The 26,556-nt window shown below is 74.3% G+C and carries 21 protein-coding genes; 11 read left to right on the top strand and 10 right to left on the bottom strand.

Annotation, left to right across the window (positions count from 1 at the left end):
* Positions 1 to 335: 335 nt before the first annotated feature.
* The gene (locus ABZ354_RS05730) at positions 336 to 1,313 is read right to left on the bottom strand and encodes a helix-turn-helix transcriptional regulator (protein ID WP_358653327.1); all 978 of its coding nucleotides are present in this window, start codon (positions 1,311 to 1,313) and stop codon (positions 336 to 338) included.
* 594 nt (positions 1,314 to 1,907) lie between these two features.
* On the opposite strand from ABZ354_RS05730, the gene mmsA reads away from it, so the two are divergent.
* The 4 genes from mmsA (at position 1,908) to ABZ354_RS05710 (ending at position 9,810) form a co-directional block, all read left to right on the top strand.
* On the top strand, positions 1,908 to 3,410 hold the full coding sequence (gene mmsA / locus ABZ354_RS05725) for a CoA-acylating methylmalonate-semialdehyde dehydrogenase (protein WP_358653325.1): 1,503 nt from the start codon (positions 1,908 to 1,910) through the stop codon (positions 3,408 to 3,410).
* 370 nt (positions 3,411 to 3,780) lie between these two features.
* A complete protein-coding gene (locus ABZ354_RS05720; protein ID WP_358653323.1) occupies positions 3,781 to 6,432 on the top strand; it encodes a CocE/NonD family hydrolase in 2,652 nt (883 codons plus the stop codon).
* Positions 6,429 to 7,322 carry an ABC transporter permease gene (locus ABZ354_RS05715; protein WP_358653321.1) on the top strand — a complete coding sequence of 298 codons (894 nt, stop codon included), beginning with the start codon at positions 6,429 to 6,431 and terminating at the stop codon, positions 7,320 to 7,322. Before ABZ354_RS05720 ends, ABZ354_RS05715 begins: the two co-directional genes overlap by 4 nt.
* Before the next feature lie 349 nt (positions 7,323 to 7,671).
* Positions 7,672 to 9,810 (top strand): AMP-binding protein, encoded by a 2,139-nt coding sequence (locus tag ABZ354_RS05710; protein WP_358653319.1) that lies wholly within the window; start codon positions 7,672 to 7,674, stop codon positions 9,808 to 9,810.
* 135 nt (positions 9,811 to 9,945) lie between these two features.
* Here ABZ354_RS05710 and ABZ354_RS05705 read toward each other — a convergent pair whose 3' ends face one another.
* Entirely contained in the window at positions 9,946 to 10,353 is a 408-nt protein-coding gene (locus tag ABZ354_RS05705) for a rodlin (RefSeq protein WP_358653317.1), read from the bottom strand.
* Positions 10,354 to 10,651: 298 nt separating this feature from the next.
* Between ABZ354_RS05705 and ABZ354_RS05700 the strand changes: the two genes are divergently transcribed.
* Together ABZ354_RS05700 and ABZ354_RS05695 are read left to right on the top strand one after the other, a co-directional pair.
* Positions 10,652 to 11,065 carry a rodlin gene (locus ABZ354_RS05700; protein WP_358653315.1) on the top strand — a complete coding sequence of 138 codons (414 nt, stop codon included), beginning with the start codon at positions 10,652 to 10,654 and terminating at the stop codon, positions 11,063 to 11,065.
* A 387-nt stretch (positions 11,066 to 11,452) separates the two neighbouring features.
* Entirely contained in the window at positions 11,453 to 12,199 is a 747-nt protein-coding gene (locus ABZ354_RS05695; RefSeq protein ID WP_358653313.1) for a chaplin, read from the top strand.
* A gap of 473 nt (positions 12,200 to 12,672) precedes the next feature.
* Here the strand turns inward: ABZ354_RS05695 and ABZ354_RS05690 are convergent, their stop codons facing one another.
* The 8 genes from ABZ354_RS05690 to ABZ354_RS05655 form a co-directional block, all read right to left on the bottom strand.
* Positions 12,673 to 13,833: a GNAT family N-acetyltransferase gene (locus ABZ354_RS05690; protein ID WP_358653311.1), complete on the bottom strand. Its 1,161-nt coding sequence runs from the start codon at positions 13,831 to 13,833 to the stop codon at positions 12,673 to 12,675.
* Positions 13,830 to 14,513: a lipopolysaccharide biosynthesis protein gene (locus ABZ354_RS05685; protein ID WP_358653738.1), complete on the bottom strand. Its 684-nt coding sequence runs from the start codon at positions 14,511 to 14,513 to the stop codon at positions 13,830 to 13,832. The genes ABZ354_RS05690 and ABZ354_RS05685 overlap by 4 nt, the downstream gene beginning before the upstream one ends.
* Before the next feature lie 65 nt (positions 14,514 to 14,578).
* Positions 14,579 to 15,763, bottom strand: coding sequence for a glycosyltransferase (locus ABZ354_RS05680; RefSeq protein WP_358653309.1), 1,185 nt, complete (start codon positions 15,761 to 15,763; stop codon positions 14,579 to 14,581).
* Complete coding sequence (locus ABZ354_RS05675; RefSeq protein WP_358653307.1) at positions 15,760 to 16,608, bottom strand: polysaccharide deacetylase family protein; 849 nt, start codon at positions 16,606 to 16,608, stop codon at positions 15,760 to 15,762. Before ABZ354_RS05675 ends, ABZ354_RS05680 begins: the two co-directional genes overlap by 4 nt.
* The gene (locus ABZ354_RS05670) at positions 16,592 to 18,283 is read right to left on the bottom strand and encodes a lipid II flippase MurJ (protein ID WP_358653736.1); all 1,692 of its coding nucleotides are present in this window, start codon (positions 18,281 to 18,283) and stop codon (positions 16,592 to 16,594) included. Before ABZ354_RS05670 ends, ABZ354_RS05675 begins: the two co-directional genes overlap by 17 nt.
* A gap of 296 nt (positions 18,284 to 18,579) precedes the next feature.
* On the bottom strand, positions 18,580 to 20,169 hold the full coding sequence (locus tag ABZ354_RS05665; RefSeq protein WP_358653734.1) for an O-antigen ligase family protein: 1,590 nt from the start codon (positions 20,167 to 20,169) through the stop codon (positions 18,580 to 18,582).
* Between the two features lie 22 nt (positions 20,170 to 20,191).
* Positions 20,192 to 21,730 (bottom strand): exopolysaccharide biosynthesis polyprenyl glycosylphosphotransferase, encoded by a 1,539-nt coding sequence (locus ABZ354_RS05660; protein WP_358653305.1) that lies wholly within the window; start codon positions 21,728 to 21,730, stop codon positions 20,192 to 20,194.
* Positions 21,727 to 22,929, bottom strand: coding sequence for a glycosyltransferase family 4 protein (locus tag ABZ354_RS05655; RefSeq protein ID WP_358653303.1), 1,203 nt, complete (start codon positions 22,927 to 22,929; stop codon positions 21,727 to 21,729). The genes ABZ354_RS05660 and ABZ354_RS05655 overlap by 4 nt, the downstream gene beginning before the upstream one ends.
* Positions 22,930 to 23,310: 381 nt before the next feature.
* On the opposite strand from ABZ354_RS05655, the gene chpG reads away from it, so the two are divergent.
* The 5 genes from chpG to ABZ354_RS05630 all read left to right on the top strand — a co-directional run bounded on the left by chpG (position 23,311) and on the right by ABZ354_RS05630 (position 26,518).
* Positions 23,311 to 23,550, top strand: a complete 240-nt coding sequence (chpG, locus tag ABZ354_RS05650; RefSeq protein WP_358653301.1) for a chaplin ChpG — start codon at positions 23,311 to 23,313, stop codon at positions 23,548 to 23,550.
* A 275-nt stretch (positions 23,551 to 23,825) separates the two neighbouring features.
* On the top strand, positions 23,826 to 24,584 hold the full coding sequence (locus ABZ354_RS05645; protein WP_358653299.1) for a hypothetical protein: 759 nt from the start codon (positions 23,826 to 23,828) through the stop codon (positions 24,582 to 24,584).
* 375 nt (positions 24,585 to 24,959) lie between these two features.
* Positions 24,960 to 25,244 (top strand): hypothetical protein, encoded by a 285-nt coding sequence (locus ABZ354_RS05640; RefSeq protein ID WP_358653298.1) that lies wholly within the window; start codon positions 24,960 to 24,962, stop codon positions 25,242 to 25,244.
* A gap of 159 nt (positions 25,245 to 25,403) precedes the next feature.
* Positions 25,404 to 25,901 carry a DUF5949 family protein gene (locus tag ABZ354_RS05635; RefSeq protein ID WP_358653296.1) on the top strand — a complete coding sequence of 166 codons (498 nt, stop codon included), beginning with the start codon at positions 25,404 to 25,406 and terminating at the stop codon, positions 25,899 to 25,901.
* Positions 25,901 to 26,518, top strand: coding sequence for a vitamin K epoxide reductase family protein (locus tag ABZ354_RS05630; protein ID WP_358653294.1), 618 nt, complete (start codon positions 25,901 to 25,903; stop codon positions 26,516 to 26,518). The genes ABZ354_RS05635 and ABZ354_RS05630 overlap by 1 nt, the downstream gene beginning before the upstream one ends.
* Positions 26,519 to 26,556: the final 38 nt, after the last annotated feature.

Genomic DNA, 26,556 nt, shown 5'->3' with positions numbered 1-26,556 from the left:
CCGCCCGCGTTCATGGCCCGGGGCGCCCGCTCCGAGCCATGACCGCGAGAGCCTCGGGACGCCCACTCGCTCACGGCTCGGGCTGCCGCCGGCGGTCACGGCGTCCGCTCTCCTGTTCACGATCCGGGACGCCCCCTCGGTCACGGCGCGGGCCGCCCCTCATCCGCGGCGCGGGCGCAGCCCCCATCATCGCCCTCGGGCCCCGTGCACCCTTCGGCGCGGGCGGTGCCCGACGCGTGCACGCCGGGCCCAGAACCCGTCTCCAGCGGTGAGGTCATGCGCCGCACCGTCGACACCTCGCCGCTGTAGCGGTGACGGGCGGACCCGTGCTTGCCCTACCGCGTGCCCTGCGCAGGGGCGAGTACCAGGCTCGTGGCCTCACCCGGGACGCGGTCGGGGCCCGGTGCGTCGGGCGGTTGCCGGCGCGCGGCCGTGAACTCGCGGGGGGTGAAGCCGGTCATCGCCTTGAACTCGCTGCTCAGGTGCGACTGGTCGTAGAAGCCGCAGAGCGCCGCGGTCTCGGCCTGGCTCCGGCCCGCCGCCAGCAGCTTGCGTGCGCGGGCCAGCCGCAGGACCCGGGCCGCCACCTTGGGGCCGAGGCCGATCTGCTCCCGGAAGCGGTTCTCCAGTTGCCGTACGCTCCAGCCGACGTGCTCGGCGAGCCGCGCCACCGGTAACGCGCCCCGCGACCGCACCAGCTCCGCCCAGGCGTTCACGACCCGCGCGGAACTCGGCGTACCGGCCGCCGACCACCAGGTGAAGACGTCGTCGAGGAGCCGGAAGCGTTCCGTCCACGTCGGTAGCGCGGCCAGCGCGGCACTCAGCTCGCCGACGCTGCCCCACCGGCCGCCTGCCCTGCCGCCCGTCCGGTTGCCGCCGAGGGTGTGCGGCAGCTCGTCGGGGTCCAGGACGCGGTCGGTGAGTTCGTACTGCGGGGTGCCGAACAGGGTGAACGCCGCCCACGGCATCAGCGTCACCTCGACACCGGACAGCCGGCCGGTGTGCTCGGCGAGGAACGCGGTGGTCGTCGGCCCGGAGTAGACGGACACCAGCGAGGTCGGGGCGAGGCCCGAGCGGGAGATGCGGAGCGGCTCGTCGAAACCGAACATCAGGGTCGCCGCCCCGATCGGCGCCTCCAGCCTGCGGCGGGGCGTTTCCAGGTCGAGCCGGATCCCGCGATAGCCCATCACGCCGGGCCGCAGCCGGGGGTGGGGGGCGGCGACGGCGATCTCCCAGGAGCCGTCGGGCCCGTGACCCGCCTTGATGTCCACCCGGCCGTCCGCCGTCGTGATGCTGGTCAGGCCATTCGTCATCGTCCGCCCCCGGTCTCTCCGCGTCCCCATCGCTCGGAGGGCCTCATGGTGCTACGCGGTGCGCCACGGCCGGAGGGGAACAGGCAACGCAGGGAAGCAGAACTGCATGAACACGCAACGAACCCCCGTCTCGTCCGAATGTCCGGACAAAACATTGACAGTGCTGCGGGTACGGGACTAGAAACCGGTTGACAGCCGTACGACACCGGCGGCCGACAGCCGTACGAGACGAGTCGGCGGCCGTGCGATGCCGGCCGACAGCCGTACGGCCGCACAGAACGCCTCCGGCGCGGGAGCCCACTTTCGCCCTGGCAGGAGCGAACCGCGAGCGACGACTCCCCGCCCGCCGCGGCCCCGCGCCGGAGGTTTCCGCCGACCGGACGAATCCGGCCGCCCGGACCACGCCGCCGACCCCCACATGTGTCTACGCGGGGCCCGAAACGGCAGACACTGTGTCGGGCGCGCCTCCGGTTCGGGCCTGGTGGGATGGGTCCGTGGCCGTGACCACGGCGCGGGCGTCGGCGGTCGGGGCTCGTGAGGTGTACGAACGGCATGTCTGTACCCGACGCCGCCATCTGTGAAGGAGTTCCCGGCATGACGAAGATCGTCAACCACTGGATCGGCGGCAAGACCGTCGAAGGTGCCTCGGGCAGCCACGGGCCGGTGACGAATCCGGCGACCGGCGAGGTCACCACGAAGGTCGCGTTCGCGTCGGCCGAGGAGGTGGACGCGGCGGTCGCGGCAGCCAAGGAGGCCTTCGTGACGTGGGGTCAGTCGTCGCTGGCGCAGCGGACCTCGGTCCTGTTCGCGTTCCGCGCGCTGCTCGACTCCCACCGCGACGAGCTCGCCGAGCTGATCACCGCCGAGCACGGCAAGGTGCACTCCGACGCGCTCGGCGAGGTCGCGCGCGGCCTGGAGATCGTCGACCTGGCCTGCGGCATCAATGTCCAGCTGAAGGGCGAGCTGTCCACGCAGGTCGCCAGCCGCGTGGACGTGGCCTCGATCCGGCAGCCGCTGGGCGTCGTCGCGGGCATCACCCCGTTCAACTTCCCGGCCATGGTGCCGATGTGGATGTTCCCCCTCGCCATCGCCTGCGGCAACACGTTCGTGCTGAAGCCCAGCGAGAAGGACCCCTCGGTGTCCCTGAAGCTCGCCGAGCTGCTCGCCGAGGCGGGTCTGCCGGACGGCGTCTTCAACGTCGTCCAGGGTGACAAGGTGGCCGTCGACCGCCTCCTGGAGCACCCGGACGTCAAGGCCGTGTCCTTCGTCGGCTCCACCCCGATCGCCCGCCACATCCACACCACCGCCTCCGCGAACGGCAAGCGCGTGCAGGCGCTCGGCGGCGCCAAGAACCACATGCTGGTCCTGCCGGACGCCGACCTGGACGCGGCGGCCGACGCGGCCGTGAGCGCCGCCTACGGCTCGGCGGGCGAGCGCTGCATGGCCATCTCGGCCGTGGTGGCCGTGGGCGCGATCGGCGACACCCTGGTGGAGAAGATCCGCGAGCGCGCCGAGAAGATCAAGATCGGTCCCGGCACCGACCCGGCGTCCGAGATGGGCCCGCTGATCACGAAGGCCCACCGCGACAAGGTGGCGTCGTACGTGACGGGCGCGGCGGCGGAGGGCGCCGAGGTCGTCCTGGACGGCACCGGCCACACCGTCGAGGGCCACGAGGACGGCCACTGGATCGGCATTTCGCTGCTCGACAAGGTGCCGACCACGGCGAAGGCGTACCAGGACGAGATCTTCGGTCCCGTGCTGTGCGTGCTGCGCGCCGAGACCTACGAGGAGGGCGTGGCGCTCATCAACGCCTCGCCGTTCGGCAACGGCACCGCGATCTTCACCCGTGACGGCGGCGCCGCCCGCCGCTTCCAGCTGGAGATCGAGGCGGGCATGGTCGGCGTGAACGTGCCCATCCCGGTGCCCGTCGGCTACCACTCCTTCGGTGGCTGGAAGGACTCCCTCTTCGGCGACCACCACATCTACGGCAACGACGGCACGCGCTTCTACACCCGCGGCAAGGTCGTCACGACCCGCTGGCCGGACCCGGCCGACGCCCCGACGGGCGTGGACCTGGGCTTCCCGCGCAACCACTGAGCCCGCTGCCCACGCCGTGTGGCGCCCCGCCCTCTCCCGGTCCCTTCCGGCAGGGCGGGGCGCCGCCGCGCTCGGCCCGTGCGTCCTCGCCCTTCGTGGCCTTCGCGACCTCGCCGGTGGGGCCGCCGGTCCCGCCGGCGGGCGGGGCCCCGCCGCCCCGGATGGCGCCGCACCGGTCGACGTGCTCACCGCGTGGCGCCGAACCCCCGCAGGACACGCCCGGCGCGGGTCTCCGCGGGCACACACGGGGCGACGGCCCGCCGCGTACCACGGACGCGGTACGGGGCGGCCGGCCGTACTCCACGGGGAGGGCCGCGGGCTCCGTCCACAGGCTGCCCCGGCTGTCGGAGGCGGACCGTACTGTTGACGCATGGATCTTCGACCGCCCGCGCTCCGAGGGCTGCTTCGGGGGCCCCGCCGGCTGCTGGCCGCCGGGGCCGCCGTCGTCGTGCTCGCCGGCGCCGGCACCTGGACGGCCGTCGCCTCCGACGACGCGCCGCCGGTGCACCGCGCCGACCGGATCATGAGCGTGGGCGACGGAGTGCGCGTCGACACCTCCTACTTCACCTCCGGCCCGGCCGGGCGGCGCCCCGCCGTGCTGCTGGGGCACGGCTTCGGCGGCAGCAAGGCCGACGTCAGGACCCAGGCCGAGCAACTCGCCCGCGACGGGTACGCGGTGCTGACGTGGTCGGCGCGCGGCTTCGGCAGGTCCACGGGGAAGATCGGGCTGAACGACCCGAAGGGCGAGGTCGCCGACGTCTCGCGGCTCCTCGACTGGCTGGCACGGCAGCCCCAGGTCGAGCTCGACGCGCCGGGCGACCCCCGGGTCGGCATGGCAGGCGGCTCCTACGGCGGCGCCATCGCCCTGCTCGCCGCCGGGCACGACGCCCGGGTGGACGCCCTCGCCCCGGCGATCACCTACTGGAACCTCGCGGACGCCCTCTTCCCGAACGGCGTCTTCAAGAAGCTGTGGGCCGGTCTCTTCGTCACCACCGGGGGCGGCTGCGACAGGTTCGAGCCCCGGCTGTGCCGGATGTACGAGAGGGTCGCCGAGTCCGGCACTCCCGACGCGAAGGCGCGTGCCCTGCTCGAGCAGCGGTCGCCGTCCGCCGTGGGCGACCGCATCAAGGTGCCCACGCTGCTGGTGCAGGGCCAGACCGACTCCCTGTTCCCGCTCGGGCAGGCCGATGCCGCCGCGGCGGCGATCCGCGCCAACGGCGCACCCGTCGACGTCGACTGGATCGCCGGCGGGCACGACGGGGGCGACCCGGAGACGGACCGCGTGCGCTCACGTGTGCGTGCCTGGTTCGACCGTCATCTCAAGGGCGACGAGAGCGCCGGTACGGGGCCCGCGTTCCGCGTCACCCGTACCGGAGGCGTCGACTCCACCGACGGCGCCGCCCTGCTCAGGGGCGCGAGCGCCGACACCTACCCGGGCCTGGACGCCGGGCGGCGGCCGGTCGCCCTGAGCGGCGGCGAGCAGACCTTCGCCAACCCTCCCGGCGGCGGCCCGCCCGCCGTCTCCGCGCTGCCCGGCCTCACCGGCACCGGCGGCCTCGCCCAGCTGTCCTCCCTCGGCGTCGGCATCTCCCTGGACTTCCCCGGCCAGTACGCGCGCTTCGAGTCCGCTCCCATGACGAGCGACCTGCGCATCACCGGTTCCGCCACGGCCACGGTCCGCGTGACCTCGACCGCCGGGGACGCGGTGCTCTTCGCCAAGGTCTACGACGTCGGCCCCGACGGCACCCGGCCGGTGCTGCCCTCCCAGCTGGTCACGCCCCTGCGCGTCGAGGACGCCGGGTCCGGCAGGGACGTCACCGTCACCCTGCCCGCCGTCGACCACGAGGTGCGAAAGGGCCACCGCCTCCGCCTGGTCCTCGCCTCCACCGACCTCGGCTACGCGTCTCCTGCGGCGCCCGCCACGTACACCGTCGCCCTGCGCAGCGCGCTGAGCGTGCCGACGGCGCCCGGGGTGGAGACGGCCGCGGCACCGCTGCCCGGCTGGGTGTGGTGGCTGCCGCTCGCCGGGGCGGCCGTCGCCCTGGCCCTGCTGCTGACCGCCCGCCGCCGGACGGCCGCCCTGGCACCCGACCCCGAGTCGGCCGAGGTCCCGCTGCAGATCACCGACCTGAGCAAGCGGTACGCGAAGTCCGCCGACCGGTACGCCGTACGGGACCTGTCGTTCCGCGTGGAACGCGGCCAGGTGCTGGGGCTGCTCGGCCCCAACGGCGCGGGCAAGACCACGACCCTGCGGATGCTGATGGGGCTCATCACCCCGGACGCGGGGGAGATCCGGGTCTTCGGCCACGCCGTGCGCCCCGGCGTCCCCGTGCTGTCCCGGGTCGGCGCCTTCGTCGAGGGCGCCGGATTCCTGCCGCACCTGTCGGGCCGGGAGAACCTGGAGCTGTACTGGCGGGCGACCGGCCGCCCGCCCGAGCACGCCCACCTGGACGAGGCGCTGAAGATCGCCGGACTCGGCGACGCGCTCGCCCGCGCGGTGCGCACCTACTCGCAGGGCATGCGCCAGCGCCTCGCCATCGCGCAGGCCATGCTCGGCCTGCCGGACCTGCTCATCCTGGACGAGCCGACCAACGGCCTCGACCCGCCGCAGATCCGCGAGATGCGCGAGGTGATGATCCGCTACGCGGCGGGCGGCCGCACGGTGATCGTCTCCAGCCACCTGCTCGCGGAGGTCGAGCAGTCCTGCACCCACCTCGTGGTCATGGACCGGGGCCGGCTCGTCCAGGCCGGCCCGGTCGCCGACATCATCGGTTCCGGCGACACCCTCCTCGTCGGCACCGGCACCCCGGTGGACGAGCCGGTCGCCGAGAAGGTCGCCGCCCTGCCGGGTGTGGCCTCCGCCGTGCGCACCGACCACGGGCTGCTCGTCCGCCTCGACACCGGCGGCAGCGCCCGGCGGCTCGTCGCCGAACTGGTCCGCCTCGAGGTGCCCGTCGAGTCGGTGGGCCCGCACCGCCGCCTCGAAGACGCCTTCCTCACCCTGATCGGGGGCTCCGCATGAGCACGCTCACCGACACGCTCACCGAGCGGACCGGACCCCGGCCCCAGGACGACGCCGCCTCCGGCTACCGCCCCGGCCGGACCCTGCCACCGCGGGTGGAGCTGGTCCGCCAGCTCAAGAGGCGGCGCACGCTGGTGATGGGCACGATCCTCGCCGTCCTGCCGTTCGTGCTGGTCCTGGCCTTCGCGATCGGCGGCGACCCGGAGGGACGCGGCGAGCGCATCACCCTCATGGACACCGCGACGGCGTCCGGCGTCAACTTCGCCGCCGTGAACCTCTTCGTGTCCGCGGGTTATCTGCTGGTCGTCCCGGTCGCGCTGTTCTGCGGGGACACGGTCGCCTCGGAGGCGAGCTGGTCCTCCCTGCGCTACCTGCTGGCCGCCCCCGTGCCGCGCACCCGGCTGCTGGCGTCCAAGCTCGCCGTCGCGCTCGGCCTCAGCCTGGCCGCGATGGTCCTGCTGCCCCTCGTGGCGCTCGCCGTCGGCACCGCCGCCTACGGCTGGGGCCCGCTGCACATCCCGGCCGGCGGCGCACTCGCCCCGGGCGCCGCGGCCCAGCGCCTCGTGGTGGTCGTGGCGTACATCTTCGTGTCCCAGCTGGTCACCGCCGGACTGGCGTTCTGGCTGTCCACGAAGACGGACGCCCCGCTCGGCGCGGTGGGCGGCGCGGTCGGCCTGACCATCGTCGGCAACGTCCTGGACGCGGTGACGGCTCTCGGCCACTGGCGCGACTTCCTGCCTGCGCACTGGCAGTTCGCGTGGGCCGACGCCGTGCAGCCCCGCCCCGAGTGGTCCGGCATGATCCAGGGCACCGCGATTTCCCTCACGTACGCGCTCGTACTGTTCGCCCTGGCCTTCCGGGGTTTCGCGCGCAAGGACATCGTCTCCTAGGCCCCGTCCGATGGGTCGTGGTACGCGTGGTGAGCCCGAGTTCAGTGCGAGCCCGGCGTGATCAGCAGTGCCGGCGGGCGGCATCCCCTGGCGTTCCGGCTCGTCGGCCACACAACCGGCCGTCGGCGATCAGGACGTGCGCGCCGACCGCGTGGACGCGACGACCGGCCCACCGGATCGCCGGGCCGCTGGTCGGCTGCTCCGAGGGCCGACGGCCGTCGTCGGGTGTGCGTCACCCATTGACCTTTTCTTACGCGTGAGTAAGTTGACTGGCCAGTAAGTGTGGGTGGGGTGCGAGTGGTCAGGCACGACCACGGCACGCCGGCTCGAGCCGAGACCGGGAGCCGTCATGGGCGTACGCAGGGATCTGAAACGGGCGAAACGGCGCACCGACCTGGTGCAACGCGGCCGGGTCGAGGTGATCACGGACGACACCGGCACGGTCCGCGAGGCGGTCGCGGCCACGCTGGCGCCGCGCCCCGCCACGGGCAGCACCGCCGACCTCCCGTACACCAACGCGGCGGAGGCGCCGGACGCCGTGGTCCTGCGGCGCGAGCGGGACGGCGGCTGGCAACCCGTGACGGCGGCGGCCTTCGCCCGTGAGGTGACCGCCGCCGCCAAGGGGCTGATCGCCGCCGGTCTGCGGCCCGGCGGCCGCGTCGCGGTGATGTCCCGCACCCGCTACGAGTGGACGGTCCTGGACTTCGCGATCTGGGCGGCCGGCGGTCAGACCGTCCCCGTCTACGCCACCTCGTCCGCCGAGCAGGTGGACTGGATCGTGCGCGACTCGGGCGCCCGGTACGTCGTCGTTGAGACCGCCGGCAACGTGGCCACCGTCCTGACCGGCACCGCCGGCCACCCCGAGCCGCCGCGCGTCTGGCAGCTCGACGCGGCCACCCCCGGCGACACCGCAGCCCCCAGTGACACCGCAGCTCCCGGTGACCCCGCAGCTCCCGGTGACCCCGCAGTCTCCGGTGACCCCGACGCCTCTCACGGCCCCGACGCCTCCCACGCCCGCGACGCCTCCCACGCCCCCGCAGTCCTTGGTGCCCTCGCAGCCCCCGCTGATACCGCCGTCTCCCACGACCCCACCGCCCCCGGTGATGTCGCGGGCCTCGACGCGCTCGTCGCCCTCGGCGCGGACGTACCCGACGAGGAGGTGACCAGGCGCCGTACGGCCCTGACGCCCGACACCGTGGCAACCGTCTGCTACACCTCCGGCACCACGGGCCGCCCCAAGGGCTGCGTCCTCACCCACGCGAACCTGCACGCCGAGGCCGCCAACACGGTCGAGCTGCTGCACCCCATCTTCAAGGAGGTCACGAGCCGGGCCGCGTCCACTCTCCTGTTCCTGCCGCTCGCGCACATCCTCGGCCGCACCCTCCAGATCGCCTGCCTCACGGCCCGTATCGAGATCGGTCACTGCCCCGGCATCAAGCCCGACGAACTCCGCCCGGCGCTCAGGGGATTCCGTCCCACCTTCCTGGTGGGCGTGCCGTACCTCTTCGAGAAGATCCACGAGACCGGGCGCGCGACCGCCGAGAAGATCGGCCGCGGTGCCTCCTTCGACCGCGCGCACCGCATCGGCGTCCGCTTCGGCGAGGCGAGTCTGAACAAGATCCTGGGGCGCGGCAAGGGCCCGGGGCCCGGTCTGTACGCGGCATGGGCGCTGTACGACCTGCTGGTCTACCGGCGCATCCGCAAGGAGATCGGCGGCCGGGTCCGCTACGCCATCAGTGGCGGATCACCCCTGGACCGCGACCTCAACCTGTTCTTCTTCGCCGCGGGGATCGTCGTCTACGAGGGCTACGGCCTGACCGAGACGACCGCCGCCGCCACCATCGTCCCGCCCCTGCGGCCCCGCCCCGGCACCGTCGGACGCCCGGTTCCCGGCACGTCCGTCCGCATCGCCGCCGACGGCGAGATCCTCGTCAAGGGCGGCATCGTCTTCGGCTCGTACTGGAACGATCCCGAGGCCACGGACGCCGTGCTCGACGACGGCTGGTTCGCGACCGGCGACCTCGGCGCCCTCGACCAGGACGGCTACCTCACCATCACCGGCCGCAAGAAGGACATCATCGTCACCTCGGGCGGCAAGAACGTCTCCCCGGCCGTCCTTGAGGACCGGCTGCGCAGCCGCCCCCTGGTCGGGCAGTGCGTGGTCGTCGGGGACAGGCGGCCCTTCGTCGCCGCCCTGATCGCGCTCGACCCGGAGGCCGTCGCCCACTGGCTGTCCGTCCGCAAGCGGCCCGTGGACACCCCGCTGTCGGAGCTCGTCCACGACGAAGGGCTGCGCGCCGACATCCAGCGGGCCGTCGACCACGCCAACGCGGCCGTCTCCCGGGCCGAGTCGATCCGCGCCTTCACTCTGGTCGAGGGTGAGTTCACCGAGGACAACGGCCTGCTCACCCCGTCCCTGAAGGTCAAGCGGCACGCGGCGACGACGGTGTACGCGGCACAGGTCGAGGCGCTGTACGGGCCTGCGTAGACGGCCTGTACGGTTCACGACGCTCTCCGGGCGGGCCGCGCCACGCCCCCGGGGGGAGCCAGGCACTGCCCCGCACGTGCGTCGGCGGGCCGCCGGAGTGACCGGTGACCCGCCGGTGCGCGGGGAGGCGTGCCGTCAGCGGTTTCCGGCGGCGCCGTCGCCCGCGAGGACCGGGGTGTCGCCGAGGATGTGCGACGGGGCTTCGTCGCGCCTGGCCCGGGTGGAGGTCCCGACGCACTGCCGGTTCTGTGAGGACAGCGAGGTCTCCTGGACGGAGGACGGGGCGACACCCAGGAGGGAACCGGCGTTGGCCTTGGCCGGCAGGCCGAGGCAGGGCCTGTGGAGGGCGCCCTTGATGAGCGCCGTCTGCGGGCTCAGGGTGCCGTACGTCGCCGAGTCGCCGAACGACTGCGAGGCGCCGCTGCCGCGGGCGGACGTGGTGCCGCCGTCGTCGCCGACGGCGAGCGCCCGCGGCGCGGCGGCGGCGGAGGCACCGACGACGGACGCGGCGACCGCGGTGGAGGCCACAACCTTCTTGATCACTTGCTGTCCCTTCTGAAAGACCCCGTCCACCGGAGCGCTCTGGTCAACTCGCGTGCGGCCGTTTGGTTGTTCCCGTTCACTCCGACGGAGCACAGCCGCCCGCCACCCTGCCGGGTGAACCCGACCCCGGGGATTCCGGGAATTCCGTGCCCCGACACGCGGCCGATCGGGTGACCTCACTCCGGCGCCCCGCAACCATTCCCCGTGACCGTGGTTGATGAGAGGGCAGGAACATCCGTCTGGTCGGCTCCGTCCTGGCCAGTTCCCTCTCGGTCACCGGCCGGGAAAGGAAAGCGAAATGCTGAAGAAGGCAATGGCCGCGGCGGCGATCGCCGTGTCCGTCGTCGGCGTGTCCGCCGCAGCGGCCCCGCAGGCCCTCGCCCTCGGCGACGACTCGGGCACCACGTCCGCCGGCGGCGACGGCGCCCATTCGGCGTTCGGCGACCAGGTGACCAGGAGCGGCATGAGCCCGCGGGCCGCGTTGGTGCATAGCGCGCGCAACAAGCCGTGCGTCGGCCTGCCGGCCAAGGCCAACGCCGGCCCGCTCGCCGGCCTGCTGGCGCCGGTTGCCGCCCAGGACGGCACCGTCCTGGCGTCGCCGCAGACCGAGGAGTGCGCGGAGTACTCCACACAGGCCAGGGGTGACGCAGCGCTGTCACGCATCCTCAGTGACATCTCGGCCCTGTCCCGAAACGACGCCGTCAACGGCTGACACGCATATCGCCGGACGATGGTGAACAACGCCGCATGGTGTCGGCCGACGTACCTCGATTGATCGTCGGCGGTCGTCCTTCGGTGTTGCTTCGCACGGTCGTACGTCGTTTCGCGCGCGGGGCGGATGCGTGGGTTCCTGTGCTGGCATTCGGGTGAATTCGTCCGCGTGCGGGCTATCCGGAGTTTCTTCGCCGTGCCATTCCTCGTTATTGACTGCGCGCAGGTCGTGGAGCATGGCCGCTCCGGTTGACCGGCGACGTGTTCACGAAGGACTGACGGCGTGACGCATGGACCGCCCCGGCGGTGCAGCACGGGCGGCCCCGGACAGCTCAGCGCTGGCTCCGGGGCCGGCCCTCCCATCTCTTCAAGCAGGAAGACCATGAGAATGCGACAGACCCTGAGCAGGGGAATGGTCGCGGCCGCCGCCGCGACGGGCGTTCTGTCCCTGTGCGGCAGCCCCGCCTTCGCCGATGCGGACGCGCTCCAGTCGTCCGGACCCGGCGCGTCGGCACAGGACTCACCGGACGCCGCGTCGAGCGAGGCCCTCACACCAGCGGAGGACCTGTACGGGGACTCCGGCGGCACGGGCTACGGCGACGACGGCGGCTATGGCGACGACAGCTCCGATGACGGCTATGGCCATGACGGCTATGGCGACAGCGGCTATGGCGACGACGGCTCCGGCGACAGCGGCTACGGCGACGACGGCTACGGGACCGGCTCCTCCGGTGGTTCCGGCGGTGCCTCCGCCGAGGCCGTCACCGAGGGTTCGCCCGGCGTCGTCTCCGGCAACAGCGTGCAGGTGCCGGTGGACGTGCCGGTGAACGTGTGCGGCAACAGCGTCGACGTCGTCGGCCTCCTCAACCCGGCCTTCGGCAACCACTGCGAGACGGGCTACGGCGAGACCACGCCGCCCACGCCGATGCCGCCCACGACCCCGACGACCCCGACGACTCCGACGACGCCTTCGGGCCCCACGCCGCTGACTCCGCCGGCCCCGACGCCCGCGGGCGGCCACACGCCGCCGGCGCTCGCCGAGACGGGAAGCGGTGCCCTGCTGGGCGCCTCGGCCTCGAGCGCCGCGCTGATCCTGGCCGGCGCCGTCCTCTACCGCCGCTCCCGCAGCGCGTAGTCCTCGTGTACCGCCGCTCCCGCAGGGGGCAGCCCCCGCAGCCCCCGTAGGCCGTGCCGGGTGCCGGACCCACCGTCCGGCACCCGGTTCTGTCGTCACCGGTGCGGGTGAGCCGGGCGGGGGAAGACGGAACGGTGGTGGCGTGAGGCCTCACCTGTGACCGAGTGTCGGCAGGGACGTCTGGGACGAGGAACGGGCAGGAACCGCATCGCCATGACGTCACGTCGGCGTGAGTGCGATGCGGCATGACGTCACGTCAGCGGAGGGGGAGGGGCTCGGACCCGGCGGACGGGTGTGTCGCGGTGACGGCCGCAGCGTCGGCCGTGCCGGTCTCCGGCCCCCGGTGAGCTGTTCGCCGCCGATCCTCGGCTCGCGGACCGGGTACGGGCTCGGCGGGAAGCCGTGCCCGCGCCTCGACTGGTGGCCCCGCACCCGGTAGCCCGCCCTCGTGGTCGTGACGCTCCCGCGGGCGGTCAGGAGGAAGCGGCAGCACCTCGGCGCTCCCGGTAGTGGCGCAGCACGTCCTTGCCGCGGTGCCGGGCGGCCACGTCGCACAGCACCGCGGCCATCAGTGGCGCCGTACGGCGCCGGGCCAGCAGCAGGCGCTGGTTGACGACCCGTTCGGGGCGCCAGTGGTGCTTGTACGGCTCGTCGCCGCGCAACAGGCTCAGCGTGTCGTACGTGCCGTCCTTGACGTGCGTGGTGCACGCGTCGAGCAGCATCACCGCCACGTCCGCCTTGTGTTCCCGCAGCACCGGGTGGGCGCCGTAGAGGTAACCGCCCGCGAGCCGCGGCGACAGCAGGGTCACGTCCACGGCCACCACCTCCCCGGCCGCGTCGTCCAGGCCGGCCGTACCGGTCGTGGCGTACACGGAGGGCATACGGAACTCGGTGACCACCGCGTCCCCGGACCGTGCCATCGCCCCCACCGACCGCAGCAGATGAGCGTGGAACCGGTCCCGCACATGCTCGGGCGTCACATTCCGGCCCCGCCACTGCAGCCGGTGCAGCGCCAGCAGCCGCTCCAGTGCCGCGTCGACCGCGTCCGGGCTCACCACGTGCCGCTGCACACCCAGCGCGTCCAGTCTGCGCAGCTTGGCCCACACCCGCTGCTGGGCCTTGGCCGAGGGCAACCGGGCGACCAACTTCCGCATCGGCACGGCCGGGAGTTCCAGGCACAGTGAATCGGCCACCCGGTGGCGGGGTCCGCGCCAGCACGCGTAGACGCGTTCGGCCGCCCCGCCCGGCCGTACCTCGCGCAGGTCGATCAGCGCGGTGCGGGCCGCCGCGGACAGGGCGTCGGTGAGCGCGGCGACCGCGGTCTCGCCCCGCTCGTCGTCCACGAGGACGTCACCGTAGTCGGAGATCGCGCCCCCGAGCGGCACCAGCGCCGGGACCGGCCGCCGCACCCGCATCAGGGGCGCCGCCGCCACGAGGTCGCCGCCCGGTCCGCCGTCGTACACCAGCAGCAGTCGCAGCCGGCCGCGCGCCCCGTACGACAGCCACCAGGAGTGCAGCCAGGCATGGCACTGGAAGGGGGTGGCGGCCGGGCAACGCCGGTACAGCCGCCCCCAGTCGGAGGCGAGCGCGGCGAAGTCGGCCTCCTCGGTGACGAGCCGGGTCGTGTACGTCACAGCTGTCCGTGCACGTCGGCGGCGCCTGCCGGGCCCGGCACCGGGGCGGAGCGCCCCGCCTCGTAACGCCCCGCCTCCGAGGCCGTACGACGCGGCCGGACCAGCAGCGCGAGGGCGCCCAGCAGGCCGCCCGCGCTCGCCCCCACCAGGCCCGTGACCCCGGCGGACGCCGACGACGGCTCGACGGGCGCGATGGCACGGGCGAACTGCCGCAGCACCACACCGGAGTCCGGGGCGTAGACGGCGTGCCGGGTCAGGGCGCGGGAGACGGCGTTGGCCATGTCGGCCGCGATGTCGGGCCGGGAGTGGGTGGCGGTGACGGCGACCATCGGCGCGTCCGGCGAGGTCGACGTGCGCACGCTGTCCCGCAGGGTGCGCACCGGTACGCCCGCCCACACCTGGGCGTCGCCGAGCACCGCGAGCTGGGTGGCTACCCGGCCGTAGGCCTGTGCGAAGCCCAGTGCCGTGGGCGGGTCGGACTTCCCGGTGGGTACGGCGACGACGTAACTGGTGGCCGTGTAGGCGGGCGGTGTGAGCAGTCCGTACCCGCCGCCGAGCAGTCCCCCGGCGAGGACGCCGGCCGCGAGCAGGAACCAGGGCGGCAGCGCCCGCGCACGGGCCGGGACGCGGGCCGGGACGCCTGCCAGGACTCCGGCCAGGATTCGGGCCGGGACGCTCATGGGGCGGTGGGGGTGTGCGGTGGTGTGGAGGCTGCCGGTGGTGCCGGTGGTGCCGGTGGTGTCGGTCATGAGGTGCTGGCTTCCTGACGGGAGCGGGATCGGGAGCGGAAGGAGAGGGAGGGGGAGAGGGGCGGAGGGGCGGAGAGGGCCTTCGCGTACACGTCCATGAGCCGGTCGGCGCTGCGGGTGATGCAGTACTGGCGGGCGGCCTCGGGCACGTCGCGCGGGCGCGGGCCCTGCCGTCGCACGTCGGCCAGGGCGCGGGCGAAGGCGGCGGGGCCGCCGGTGACGCGCCGGGCGGCGGGCGCCGCGTGCGGGGGCAGGTCCTCCAGCGCGGGGCAGGACGCGTACAGGACGGGCAGTCCGGACGCCAGCGCCTCGACGACGGCGAGGCCGAAGGCCTCCTCCGGGGACGGCGAGACGAGGGCGTCCATCGCGCAGGCGAGCGCGGGCAGGCCGGGCCCGCGGGAGCCGTCGGGCAGGCCGGGGCGTTCACCGGTCAGCAGCACCCGGTCGGCGACGCCGGCCTGCTGGGCGGCGCGGCGCAGGACGTGCTCCTGGGGCCCGCCGCCCACCAGAAGCAGCCAGCAGTCGCCCGGCAGCAGGGCGAGGGCGCGTACGGCGGTGTCGAAGCGTTTGCCCGTGATGAGCCGTCCGATGCCGCCGACGACGTACGCGCCCTCGGGCAGGCCGAGTCGGCGGCGGGTGCGGTGCCGTACGGCCGGATCGAAGCGGAAGCGGTCCACGTCGATGCCGTTGGGGACGACCGTGATGCGCCGCGCGGGTACGCCCCAGCGGGTGAGGCGGGTGGCGACCGTGGGGGAGACGGCGACCGTGGTGCGGCCCAGGCGCTCGCCCGCGAGATAGAGCGCGCGGACGCCCGCCGACAGGGGGCGGCCCTCCATCTGGGAGTCGCCGAGGGAGTGTTCGGTGGCGACGACCGCGCGGACGCCCGCGATCCGGGCCGCGACCCGGCCGTACAGACAGGCCCGGTAGAGATGGGTGTGGACGAGGTCGTAGCCGCCGGAGCGGATGATGCGGACCAGGCGGGGGAGAGCGGCCAAATCGCGGTTGCCCGCCATGCCGGCGTGGGCGACCCGCACGCCGTCCGCGCGCAGGCCCTCGGCGACGGCGCCCGGGTTGGTGAGCGTGACGACGTCGCAGTCGACGGGCAGATGCCGCAGCAGCAGCCGCAGTTGCTGTTCGGCGCCGCCGACGCCGAGACCGGTGATGACGTGCAGGGCCCTCACCGCGGGGTCTCCGAGGGCAGGTCCCGCACGGGCAGGTGCGGCACGGGCGGAGACGGGTCCCGTACGGGCGCGGGGAGGTCACGCACCGGAAGGTCCTCCCCGACGGGCAGGTCGCGCACGGGGCGGCGGCGCAGCCGGTGGAGCCGGTGCTTGAGGAACAGGCGTACCGCCGTGTCGTTCTGCCCGATGTGCACGCGGGGCAGCGCGTACCGTCCGCCCAGGGGGCCGGGATCGATCGCGCACGCGTACGCGTACCCGGCGTCCCGTACGGCCTCGGCGGCGCGCCGGTCGACCGTGCCGTACGGGTAGCAGAACCCGGCGACCGGCCCGCCCGTCACCTCCTCGAGCCGTGCCCTGCTGTCGGCGACCTCGGCGCGCAGCACCGCGGCGTCGGCCCGGGTGAGGTCCACGTGGCTCAGCCCGTGCGAGCCGATCTCGATGCCCTCGGCCGCCGCCTCCCGGATGCCGTCGGCGGTGAGCAGGGGGCGGCGCGGGCCCAGCGGGTCCCAGGCGTTGTCGCCGCCGAGCCGGCCCGGCAGGACGAACAGGGTGGCGCCGCAACCCCGGCGGCGCAGCACGGGAAGCGCGTGGTCGAGGAAGTCGGCGTACCCGTCGTCGAAGGTCAGCCCCACCAGGCCGCGGCCCTCTCCCCGGGTCCGCGCGGCGAGCAGCTCGGCCACGGACACGCCCCGCAGCCCCCACCGCCCGAGCCGGGCGAGCTGTTCGTCCAGCCGCTCGGGCGTGACGGCGATGCGGTACGGATCGTCCGTGCAGTCGCCCACGGAGTGGTACATCGCCACCCAGGGGACGGCGGGGGCGGGGCGGGAATCAGCGGAAACGGCCATGGACGAGCCTCCCGATCACGGATCGGACGAAGGGGCGGACGCGGGAGCGGACGAAGGGGCGGACGCGGGACCGGAAGAGCAAGCGGATGAGGGAGCGGGCAGGTAGGAGGGCAGGCAGGCGGGCGCGGGGACGGACGCAGCGGAGCGCGGGGGCGAAGCCCCGGACGCCGAGCACCCGGGCCGCCAGGACGAAGACGACGGCGACGGCACCCACCCCGGCGGCGAGCCCCGGCAGCGCGGCGGTGGCGGCGTGCCGCGCGGCGAACGCCCCGGCGACCGTCGCGGCCACCGCGGCGAGCAGCGCCCTGCCCAGCTCGGTGAGGACCCGTCGGGTGCGGACGGGGACGCTGCGCGGTCCCATGCCGTGCAGCAGGAGGACGGCGGTGACGGTGATGCCGGCGGCGTTGGCGGCGGCGATCCCGGCGACGCCCCACCGGCCGACCGCCCAGCCGCCCGCACCCGCGGTCACCACGATGCCCGCGGCCATCGCGCCCAGTGGGTACCAACTGGGGCGGCCCGCCGAGAAGTACGAGCGGACCAGCGCGCCGACCAGGGTCTGCGCGAGCAGCCCGAGCGCGTACACCCGCATGACACCCGCCGTCGCGGCCGTGTCGCGAGCCGTGAACGCGCCGCGCTGGAAGAGGAGCGCGATGATCTGCGGCGCGCACGAGACGACCGTGGCCGCGCCGAGCAGCACCACGCAGGCGGCCAGCGCCACGTCCCGCTCCACGCGCGCGCGTGCCCGTTCGGTGTCGCCGTCGGCCACGGCCCGCGCGACCAGCGGGTAGGTGACCGTGCACAGCATCAGCGACAGGGTCATGGGAATCTGGGCGACCTTCTGCGCGTAGTTCAGGTGCGAGATGGCGCCGGCCGGGAGGGACGAGGCGAGGAAGCGTTCGACGAGGATCTGGGACTGCCGGCACAGCGCGAACAGCAGCACGGCCGCCACCAGCGCGACCCCCATCGGTGTGCCGCCCGCATCGCCGACCACGCCCGGCGGCACCGCCCGGCGCCTCAACTGCCGCCACAGCTGCGGCAGTTGGACGGACACCATCAGGAAGCCGCCCGCCGCGACCCCGGCCGCCGCTGCCCGTACCCCCCACCGGCCGCCGAGGGTGACCATGCTCGCGATGATTCCGGTGTTGTACGCGATGTAGATGGCGGCCGGCGCGAAGAAGCGGCGGTGCGCGCGCAGGGCGGCGCTGCAGAACCCGGCGAGTCCGAAGCTCAGTACGCAGGTCGCGGTGAGCCGGGTGCAGTCGACGGCGAGCCCCGGGTCGGACAGGCCCGGCGCGAGGGCGGCGACGAGCTGCGGCGCGATGAGGACGATCAGCGCGGCGACGGCGGCGAACGCCAGCGCCAGCCGGGGCAGGGTGACGGCGACCAGGGCGCGCACCGGGTCGCCGGGCGCCCCCCGCGCGCGGCGGGCCAGGGCCAGGCTGAACACCGGGATCAGCGCGAGCGCCAGCCCGTCCTCGATGAGCAGCGTGGCCGCGAACTCCGGCACGGTCCAGGCCACGAGGAAGGCGTCCGTGGCGCCCCCGGCCCCGAACAACCGTGCCAGTGCCTGATCCCGTCCCAGCCCCAGCACGGCCCCGCCCACGGACAGGGCGGCGGTGAGAAGGGCGGCACGGGCGAGGAACCTGCCGGTGGCGGGGGCGAGTTCCTCACCCACGTACGCGTCACCGCCCACGTGCGCGTCACTGCGCACGTGCGCGTCACTGCGCACGTGCGCGTCATCGCCCACGTACGCGTCACCGCCCACGTACGCGTCACTGCTCACGTGCGCGTCATCGCCCACGTGCGCGTCACTGCTCACGTGCGCGTCATCGCCCACGTACGCCTCAGTGCCCACGTGCGCCTCGGCCGCCCCACCCCCACGACGTCCCCGGCCCGCATCACGGCCGTCTCCGCCCCCTCCGTGCACCTCGGCACCCGCGGACGCATCCGTCCGCCGGCCGGCCTTCACCCTCACCGGGCCCCCGCCCCCGCCCGCGTCCCCTCCGCCGTGCACGCCGCCCGGTCCGCACCCCGCGCCGTCACCTCGGCCGCGTCCCCGGCCATCGCCCACCGGGCCGCCAGGCCGAGGCACACCGCCGTGAGCACGGTCGTCGGCCCGCCGATGTCGGCGTAGGCGAAGTCGACGAGCAGCCAGACCAGCAGCCCGCAGGCGACCAGCGCGCAGTCCAGGCCGCCGACCGGCCGGCCGTCCTCCTCGCGGTGCACGTGACCAACCGGGCCGCCGCTTTGGCCGTTGGCAGGCCCCCGGTGCAGCCCGCGGTCCAGGTCACCGCCCCGACCGCCGACCGGCCGGCCGTCCCCCTCGCCGTGCGTGTGGCCGGCCGGGCGGTCGTCCGGACTGTGGGCCGGCCCGCGGTCCGGCCCCCACTCCTCCCGCCGTACCCGCCGTACCCGCCCTGTCCGCCCCGCGCGCACCGCCCCCCGCAGTCTCCGCACCCCGCACGCCAGCAGCGCCAGCCAGCCGCCCGCCAGGGCCAGCAACCCCAGAAGGCCCTGTTCGGCGAGGACGAGCAGGTACATGTTGTGCGGCGACAGCAGCGGCTGTCTGCGGTACGCGGCACCCGCACCCGCCGTGTCGCTGCCCGAGGACAGCGCCAGCGAGGCGTGCGAGTCGCGGTACTCCGGGAAACCCTTCAGGCCCACCCCGGTCAGCGGATGCTGGCGCCACATTCCGACGGCCGCCGCCCACATCGTGTACCGGTCGGTGACCGACTGGTCGGGGGCGGCGGTGACCTGCGTGATGCTGGTGATCCGCTCCTGCAGCATCGCCGTACCGACCCCGAACCCGCCCACCAGCACCCCGCACGCCGCGACCACGACCGCGCCCACCTTCAGCGCCCTCCGCAGCCCGGCCAGCAGCAGTTGGACCGCGCACGTCAGGGCGGTCGCGATCCACGCCCCGCGGCTGAACGACACCGCGAGCGGCACCACCAGCAGCGACGCGCAGCCGATGGCCACCGCCCGGTGCCGTACGGAGTCCCGGCCCAGCGCCAGGCCCACCGCGCACACCAGCCCGAGGGAGACGACGGTCGCCATCCCCATCACGTCCTGCGCCCCGAACGTGCCGACGGCCCGGATGTCCTCGCCCCGGTACGAGGCGCCGGTCCCGGTGACGTACTGGTGCACGCCCACCGCTCCCTGCCACCCGGCCAGCGCCACGAAGGTCCAGGCCAGCAGCCGGAAGTCGCGCCGGTCGCGGACCAGCAGCAGTACCGCGGCCGGCACCAGCACGAAGACCTGCGTATACCGGCCGAGCCCGGTCAGCGCGGCTTCCGGGGACACCGCGCCCAGCGCCGCCAGGGACACCCCGGCCACGGGCAGTCCGAACACCACGGCCGCCGTACGCGGCAGGGGGCGCCGCCGCTCCCGGACGAGACGGACCGCGCAGTACAGCACCACCAGCGCGGACGCCGCGTCGGCGGGCCCCGCGCCCGCACCTCGCCCGCCGCCCGCGCCGACCGGCAGGGCGAGCAGCGCGATCACCGCCGCCACCGGCAGGACCGGCAGCACCGCCCCGGCGCGGCGCGGTACGGAGCGCATCCGGTCCGTCCGGTTCATCCGGTCAGCTCCCCGTGGGCCGCAGGAGTGTCAGGGCCGTGCGCAGCAGGATGCAGACGTCCAGCCACGGCGACCAGTTGTCGATGTACGCGTTGTCGAACCGGGCCCGGTCCTCGATGGAGGTGTCCCCGCGCAACCCGTTGACCTGGGCGAGGCCCGTGATGCCGGCCCGCAGGCGGTGCCGGGCGGCGTAGCCGGGGTAGGTCCGGCTGAACTTCGTGACGAAGTGGGGGCGTTCGGGACGCGGGCCGACCAGGCTCATGTCGCCCCGGAAGACGTTCCACAGCTGGAGCAGTTCGTCCAGCGAGGTGCGGCGCATGAAGCGGCAGAACCAGGGCATCTGGCGCTCGTTCGCGACGCTCCACCGGGTCGCCGCCTCGCCTGCGTCGGCCGGGCGGTGGGTGCGGAACTTCAGCAGCGTGAAGGACCGGCCGTCCCTGCCGACGCGTTCCTGACGGAACACCACCCCCGGTCCGTCACCGAGGCGCAGCACCGCCGCGCACACCAGCAGCAGCGGACTGACGACGACCAGCAGCACTCCCGACACCGTCACGTCCAGCAGCCGCTTGCCGGCCCCGCCGCCCCGCCCGCCGCCCAGGTCCAGCCACCGGCAGGAGAACCCGGCGATCCGGTCCCGGCTCTCGTACGACGGCGAGTCCGCGTCCACCTCCCACACCGCGCAGCCCGACCGGGCGAGCGCCCGCAGTAGCGGCCCCTGCCGGGTGCGCACCGCCGGATGGACGGTGAGTACTTCGCGCACCCCGTTCTGGATGAGTGCCCGCTCCACCTCCTCACCCGTCGTCAGGACGGGCAGCGCGGGCGCGCGGAACTCGTGCGCCGGCACGTCGTGCGCGGGCAACCCGTCGGTGCCGCCGGGACGTTCGGCGACGACGCCGACCGGCCGCACTCCGCACCGGGGGTGACGCAGCAGCGCGGCGGCCACGCGCTGCGCGGTCGCGGCCGGTCCGACGACGAGAGCGGCGCGCGGCCGGCGCAGCAGGGCCGCGCGCCGCCGCCAGTGGACGACGCCGCGGCCCGCGCAGCCCGCCGCCGCCTGCACGGCGAAGCCGAGCAGCAGGGTGCGGGCGGACAGCGCGTGGTGCGGCGCGTACGCGGCGACGGCACTCGCCGCGGTCAGCCAGGCCACGGCGGTCCGGCCGCACAGGGCGGGCAGTTCGTCCAGCACGCCCGGCGGCCGGCGGCTGACGTGCGGTCTCAGCAGCAGTGACGCCGCCACCAGCGACGCGACGAGCAGCGGGCGGTGCTGGGCACCGGCCGGCACCAGGGCACCCAGCAGGGCGGCCACCCCGTCGGCGGTGAGCAGCGGAAGCGGAGTCGCGGCGCGCGCCGACGGCCGGGCGGCCGGAAACCGGAACCCGGCGTCGCCGCGCCGCGGCAGCAGCGCGCGGGACCCGGATCCGAGCCCCCGTGGCTGTCCCGGGCCGTGCGGTTGACCGAAGTCCCGTGCCGGTCCGAGCTCTGGTGACTGTCCGGGGTCCCGTGGCTGCCCGGCGGGGATGGGGAGGGCGCTTTCCGCGGTCACGTGTGCATGAACTCCCTGTACGGGCAGGGCGCGTGGCGCTCTGCCGGCCGGTCCGGCGCGGTGTGCCCGCCGGCGAGGAGGTCGCGGTAGACGCCGGCGAGGGCGGTGGCCGTGCGCCGTACGTCGTGCGCGGACAGGACGTGCCTGCGTCCCCGGCGCCCCAGCGACGTGCGCAGCGGCGGGTCGAGGAGCAGCGCGGCGAGGGTGCGGGCCAGTGCGCCGGGGTCCTCCGGCGGCACCAGGCAGGACGCCGCGAGTGCGTCCGGCAGGCTCTCCCCGGCGCCGTCCACGTCCGTCACGACCACGGGCCGTTCGCAGGCCATCGCCTCCAGCGGGGCCAGCGCCATGCCCTCCCAGCGGGACGGCGCGACGACCAGGTCGGCGGCCCGGTACCAGGGGGCCGGATCGGTGACCGGCCCGGCGAACAGCACGGACCCGGCCGGCGCCCGCGCCGTCAGCCGGGCCCGGTCGGGCCCGTCGCCGACCAGCACCAGCCGTGCCCCCGGCACCTGTCCGAGCACCGCGGGCCAGGCCCGCAGCAGCACGTCCTGGCCCTTCTGCCGGCACAGCCGCCCCACGCACACCACGAGCGGTGCCCGCGGGCCGAGCCCCGCGACCAGCGGCAGCCGCCCGCGCGCCGACTCCGCCGGCTCGGGCCAGAAACCCGCGGGATCGATGCCGTTCGGTACGACGCTCCAGCGGGCCCGGACCCCGGCGCGCACCCCGCGCCGGCGCTCGGCCTCGCTCACGCACACCACTCGCCCGGCCCAGCGCGCGCCCCACCTCTCCCAGCCCGCCGCGAGCGCGGCCACGGCCCCGTCGACCGCCTCGAACGACCAGGCGTGCGGCTGGAACACCGTCGGAATCCTGCCCCGCACCACGAGCCGCCCCGCCAGGCCGGCCTTCGCGCTGTGCGCGTGCACCAGGTCGGGCCGTACGTCCCGGACGATCCGGGCGAGCCGCCGTACTTCACCGGCCAGCGCGGGACCCGGCGAACGCGTCGCCTCCCACGTGCTTACGTCCGCGCCCAGCGCCCGCAGTGCGGTGGCCCGCGGCCCGTCGGGGCAGGCCACGGCGACGCGCAGCCCGGCTGCCAGCTGTGCCCGCGTCAGGTCCGTCACGACGCGGGCGACACCGCCGTCCACGGGCTGGGTGAGGTGCAGGACCTGTGGCGGGAGGTCGGTGGGTGACGGGTGCATGCGCGGTTTCCTCGCTCACGGATGGCGCTCGGGAGGTGGACCTGGGCAGTGGCCTGCGCACGGGACCCGGGCGGTGACGGGGGCCGTCATCGGGGCGTTCCGGGGGCGCGTGCCGTCGGGTGTCAAGTGATCCGTAGGTAATCCGCACACTAGTCGTCAAGCAGACTAATTCGGACATATCGCTCACGTGTGTCGAGATGGTGAAGGGGGGTGAAGTGGGGTGGAGGGGAGTGAATAGGTGCGAAGCGGGATGAAGAGAACTGAAGGGGGTTATTTGCTCGGTATCACCCGTTCGGCGCACAACCTGAGGGCGGGCCACGCGTTGACACAGCGCCGGGCATCCGCCCGGGTGTTTGCGTCAACCCCAAGGAGCACCTCTCCATGTCGCGTATCGCGAAGGGCCTGGTCCTGACCTCCGTCGCCGCCGCCGCGGTTGCGGGCACCGCCGGCATCGCCGCCGCCGACAGCGGCGCCCAGGCCGTTGCCGCCCACTCGCCGGGCGTCCTGTCCGGCAACGTCATCCAGGTCCCGATTCACGTTCCGATCAACGTTTGTGGCAACACCATCAACGTCATCGGTCTGCTGAACCCGGCGTTCGGCAACACCTGCGTCAACGACTGACGTAGGTCCGCAGTCCTGTCACCGGCCGTCCTCCCGTGGTTCCCCCGCGGGAGGACGGCCGGTTTTCGCTGCCCGTACCCGGCCCCGTGTCCGGCCCCGAATGGGGGCCGGACACGCCGGCCCGGCCGACGGACGGGTGCGTACGCCCTCACCTGGTACGACGCGGAGACGGGCGGGCACGGCCCGCGCGACGGGAGTAGGCGTCCGGTTGCAGAGAGCGACGGCCGGTTTCACGGTGGACTCAAGAATCCCGACGCCCATCGAAAGGAACACCCATGCGTCTGCCCGTACGGCGACTCGCGTCCACCACCCTCAGTGCCTTCCTCCTGCTCGGTGTCACCGGGCCCGTCGCCCTGGCGGCCGGCAGTGACACGCACGGAGAGCAGGCCGCCGCGGTGGCCCAGGAACCCGTCGCCGACGCCGAGGTACTCCTCGCCCAGAGCCGGAGCCTGGGCGACCTCAGCGGAGTGCTGAAGCCGACCACTGAACTGCTGAACGCCGTGCTGAGGGCCGACGGCGGCAGGCTCACGCCGCGGGAGTCCGCCCGGCACGCCCGCGCCGTCAGGGGCGCCATCGCCAGGATCGGCGCCGCCACCATGCCCGCCCCCGCCTCCGCCGCGTCGGCCACGACCCTGCCGGCCCCCGTGTCCGCGCAGGCGGCAACCGGGTCCGACACGGCGTCCGACGCGCTCGCCGCGCTCCAGAAGTCCGTGGACATACTGCTCGAGGCCTCCACCGCCGGCGACGCCGCGGAGGTCCGGCCCGCCGCGGGCAACGTGGTGGCCGACCTCGTCAACGTCGTCGCGGTGACGCTCGCCAAGGGCGGGATGCCCTCGCCGGACCTGGCCGCCCCACCGGCCTCGCAGCAGCAGCCGACCTCCCGGCAGCCGACCTCCCAGCAGTCGGCAGCCCAGGAGTCGACGGTCCAGGAGTCGACGGTCCAGCAGCCAGCCTCTCAGCAGGCGGCGTCCGAGGCGTCGGCGTCCGAGCAGCAGGCGGCTCGGCAGCCTGCCGCCGAGACGCCCGCGCAGTGATGCCGGACCAGCAGGCCCCGGCGGAGGAGTCGGCCGCCCACCTGCCCGTCTCGTGACGCCTGACGCCTGACGCCTGACGCCACACACCTGTCGCCCGGGGCGTGGCGGTCGGGCGACACCGTCCGCATGTCCCGGGTGCCGTTGCGCCGGTCACTCCGACCGGCGCAACGGCATTTCATATGCCCGCAGAAACTCGTGCACGCCAGAGTTTCCGCACCGCGCGGGAATCGTTGTGCACGGCGTCAGGCATTCCTTCGGAAACCTCCGGAATCCCGGAACCTTCCGCAAACCCCGAATACCCGCATCCCGGAACACCGGAATTTCCCGGAGCCCGGATCTCCTCCGGCGGCCGAAGTCGCCGAAGAAAGGACCCCGATGAAGTCCCTGAAGGCTGCCGCTGTCGTCGCCGGTTCCCTGGTCCTCGCCGGTGCCGCCGCACCCGCGTTCGCCGCCGACGCCCCCCACCTTCCGCCCACCAGCCTCAGCGGTGGCGTCAAGACGCTGCTCACCGAGGGCCCCGACAACCTGATGCCGCTGCAGAACCAGGACAACTCCCTCGACACGGAGAACGAGAATTCCGTGCTCCACACCGTCAACGGCGCCACCGAGAAGCTGAACTCGAACGGCGGGCTGCTCGGCGGACTTCCCATGCGGGGCTGAGACGGGCCGGGCCGATACGGGAATCCGGTACGCCATTCCGCCTCCGCCGGGGGCACTGTTCGAGGACTGTCCCTCGTTCGTGTGGACGCAACGAGGGCCTTCCTCCGGTCGGGTGATGACACGGCCGGGTGTGTTCACGTACGCCGATAAGGTCGCGCGGTGACCTCATCCACTAGCGCAACGCGTCCGTCCCGGCCCGCCGACCTCGGCACGCTCGTCGTGATGGCCTGGAGCGGCGAGGCCCCCGGCGGCGACATGCCCTACCTGCTCGCCTACACCCTCGGGGACGCCCCGGCCGGCCCCGAGGCCGCGTCCGCCGCGCTGCGGAACATGCTGGAGAGCAACGGTCTGCCCGTCGGCGGCGACCTCGTCGACGGCAACGCCCGGCCGAACCTCCCCGTCAGCATGCTCGTCCAGGCGGAACAGGCCGTCGTCAGCATGCCGGGCTTCAACGCCCAGTGCATCCCGCCGCCGGAGTGGCTCGCGGCGGTGGAGGCCCGTGGCTACGCCTACTTCGTGTTCACCACGCGGCCCTGGCCCGAGGCACTGCCCGGCCGGCCGCTCACCCCCGAGGCCCTGGCCGCGTTCGTCGGCACCGACGAGACCCTGAACTCCGCGGCGCACATCGTCCTGCCGGCCCGCACTCTGCGCGGCTGATGACCGGGTCCTCGGCTCAGCACGCACGCCGCACCCACCGCGTCGCGGGCGCCGGACGCGGACTCGCCCTGCTGCTGGTGGTCACCGGCGCGGCGGGCCTGCTGGCCTCCTGGGTCATCACCCTCGACAAGTTCCACCTGCTCGAGGACCCGGACTTCGAGCCCGGGTGCAGCCTGAACCCGGTGGTGTCCTGCGGCAGCGTCATGGAGAGCGACCAGGCGGCCGCCTTCGGCTTCCCCAACCCGATGCTCGGCCTGGTCGCCTACGGCATCGTGATCTGCGTCGGCGTCAGCCTGCTGACCGGCGCCCGCTTCCCCGGCTGGTACTGGCTGACGTTCGCCGCCGGCTGCCTCTTCGGCGTGGGCTTCGTGTCCTGGCTGCAGTTCGAGTCGCTGTACCGGATCAACGCCCTGTGCCTGTGGTGCTGCCTCGCCTGGGCCGCCACCATCCTCCTCTTCTGGTACGTCACGTCCTTCGGCGTGCTGCACGGCCTCCTGCCCGCGCCCCGTTGGCTGGCCGCGTTCTTCGGCGAGTTCACCTGGCTGCCCCCGGTCCTGCACCTCGGAATCGTCGGGATGCTGATCCTGACCCGCTGGTGGGACTTCTGGACGAGCTGAGCGCCGTACGGACGGGAGAACCGACGGGACGGGGCCGA

The organism is Streptomyces sp. NPDC005925 (genome assembly GCF_040638805.1).
Taxonomy (GTDB): Bacteria; Actinomycetota; Actinomycetes; order Streptomycetales; family Streptomycetaceae; genus Streptomyces.
Note: the sequence above shows the minus strand (reverse complement) of the source record. Positions and strands in the feature narration are given on the sequence as shown.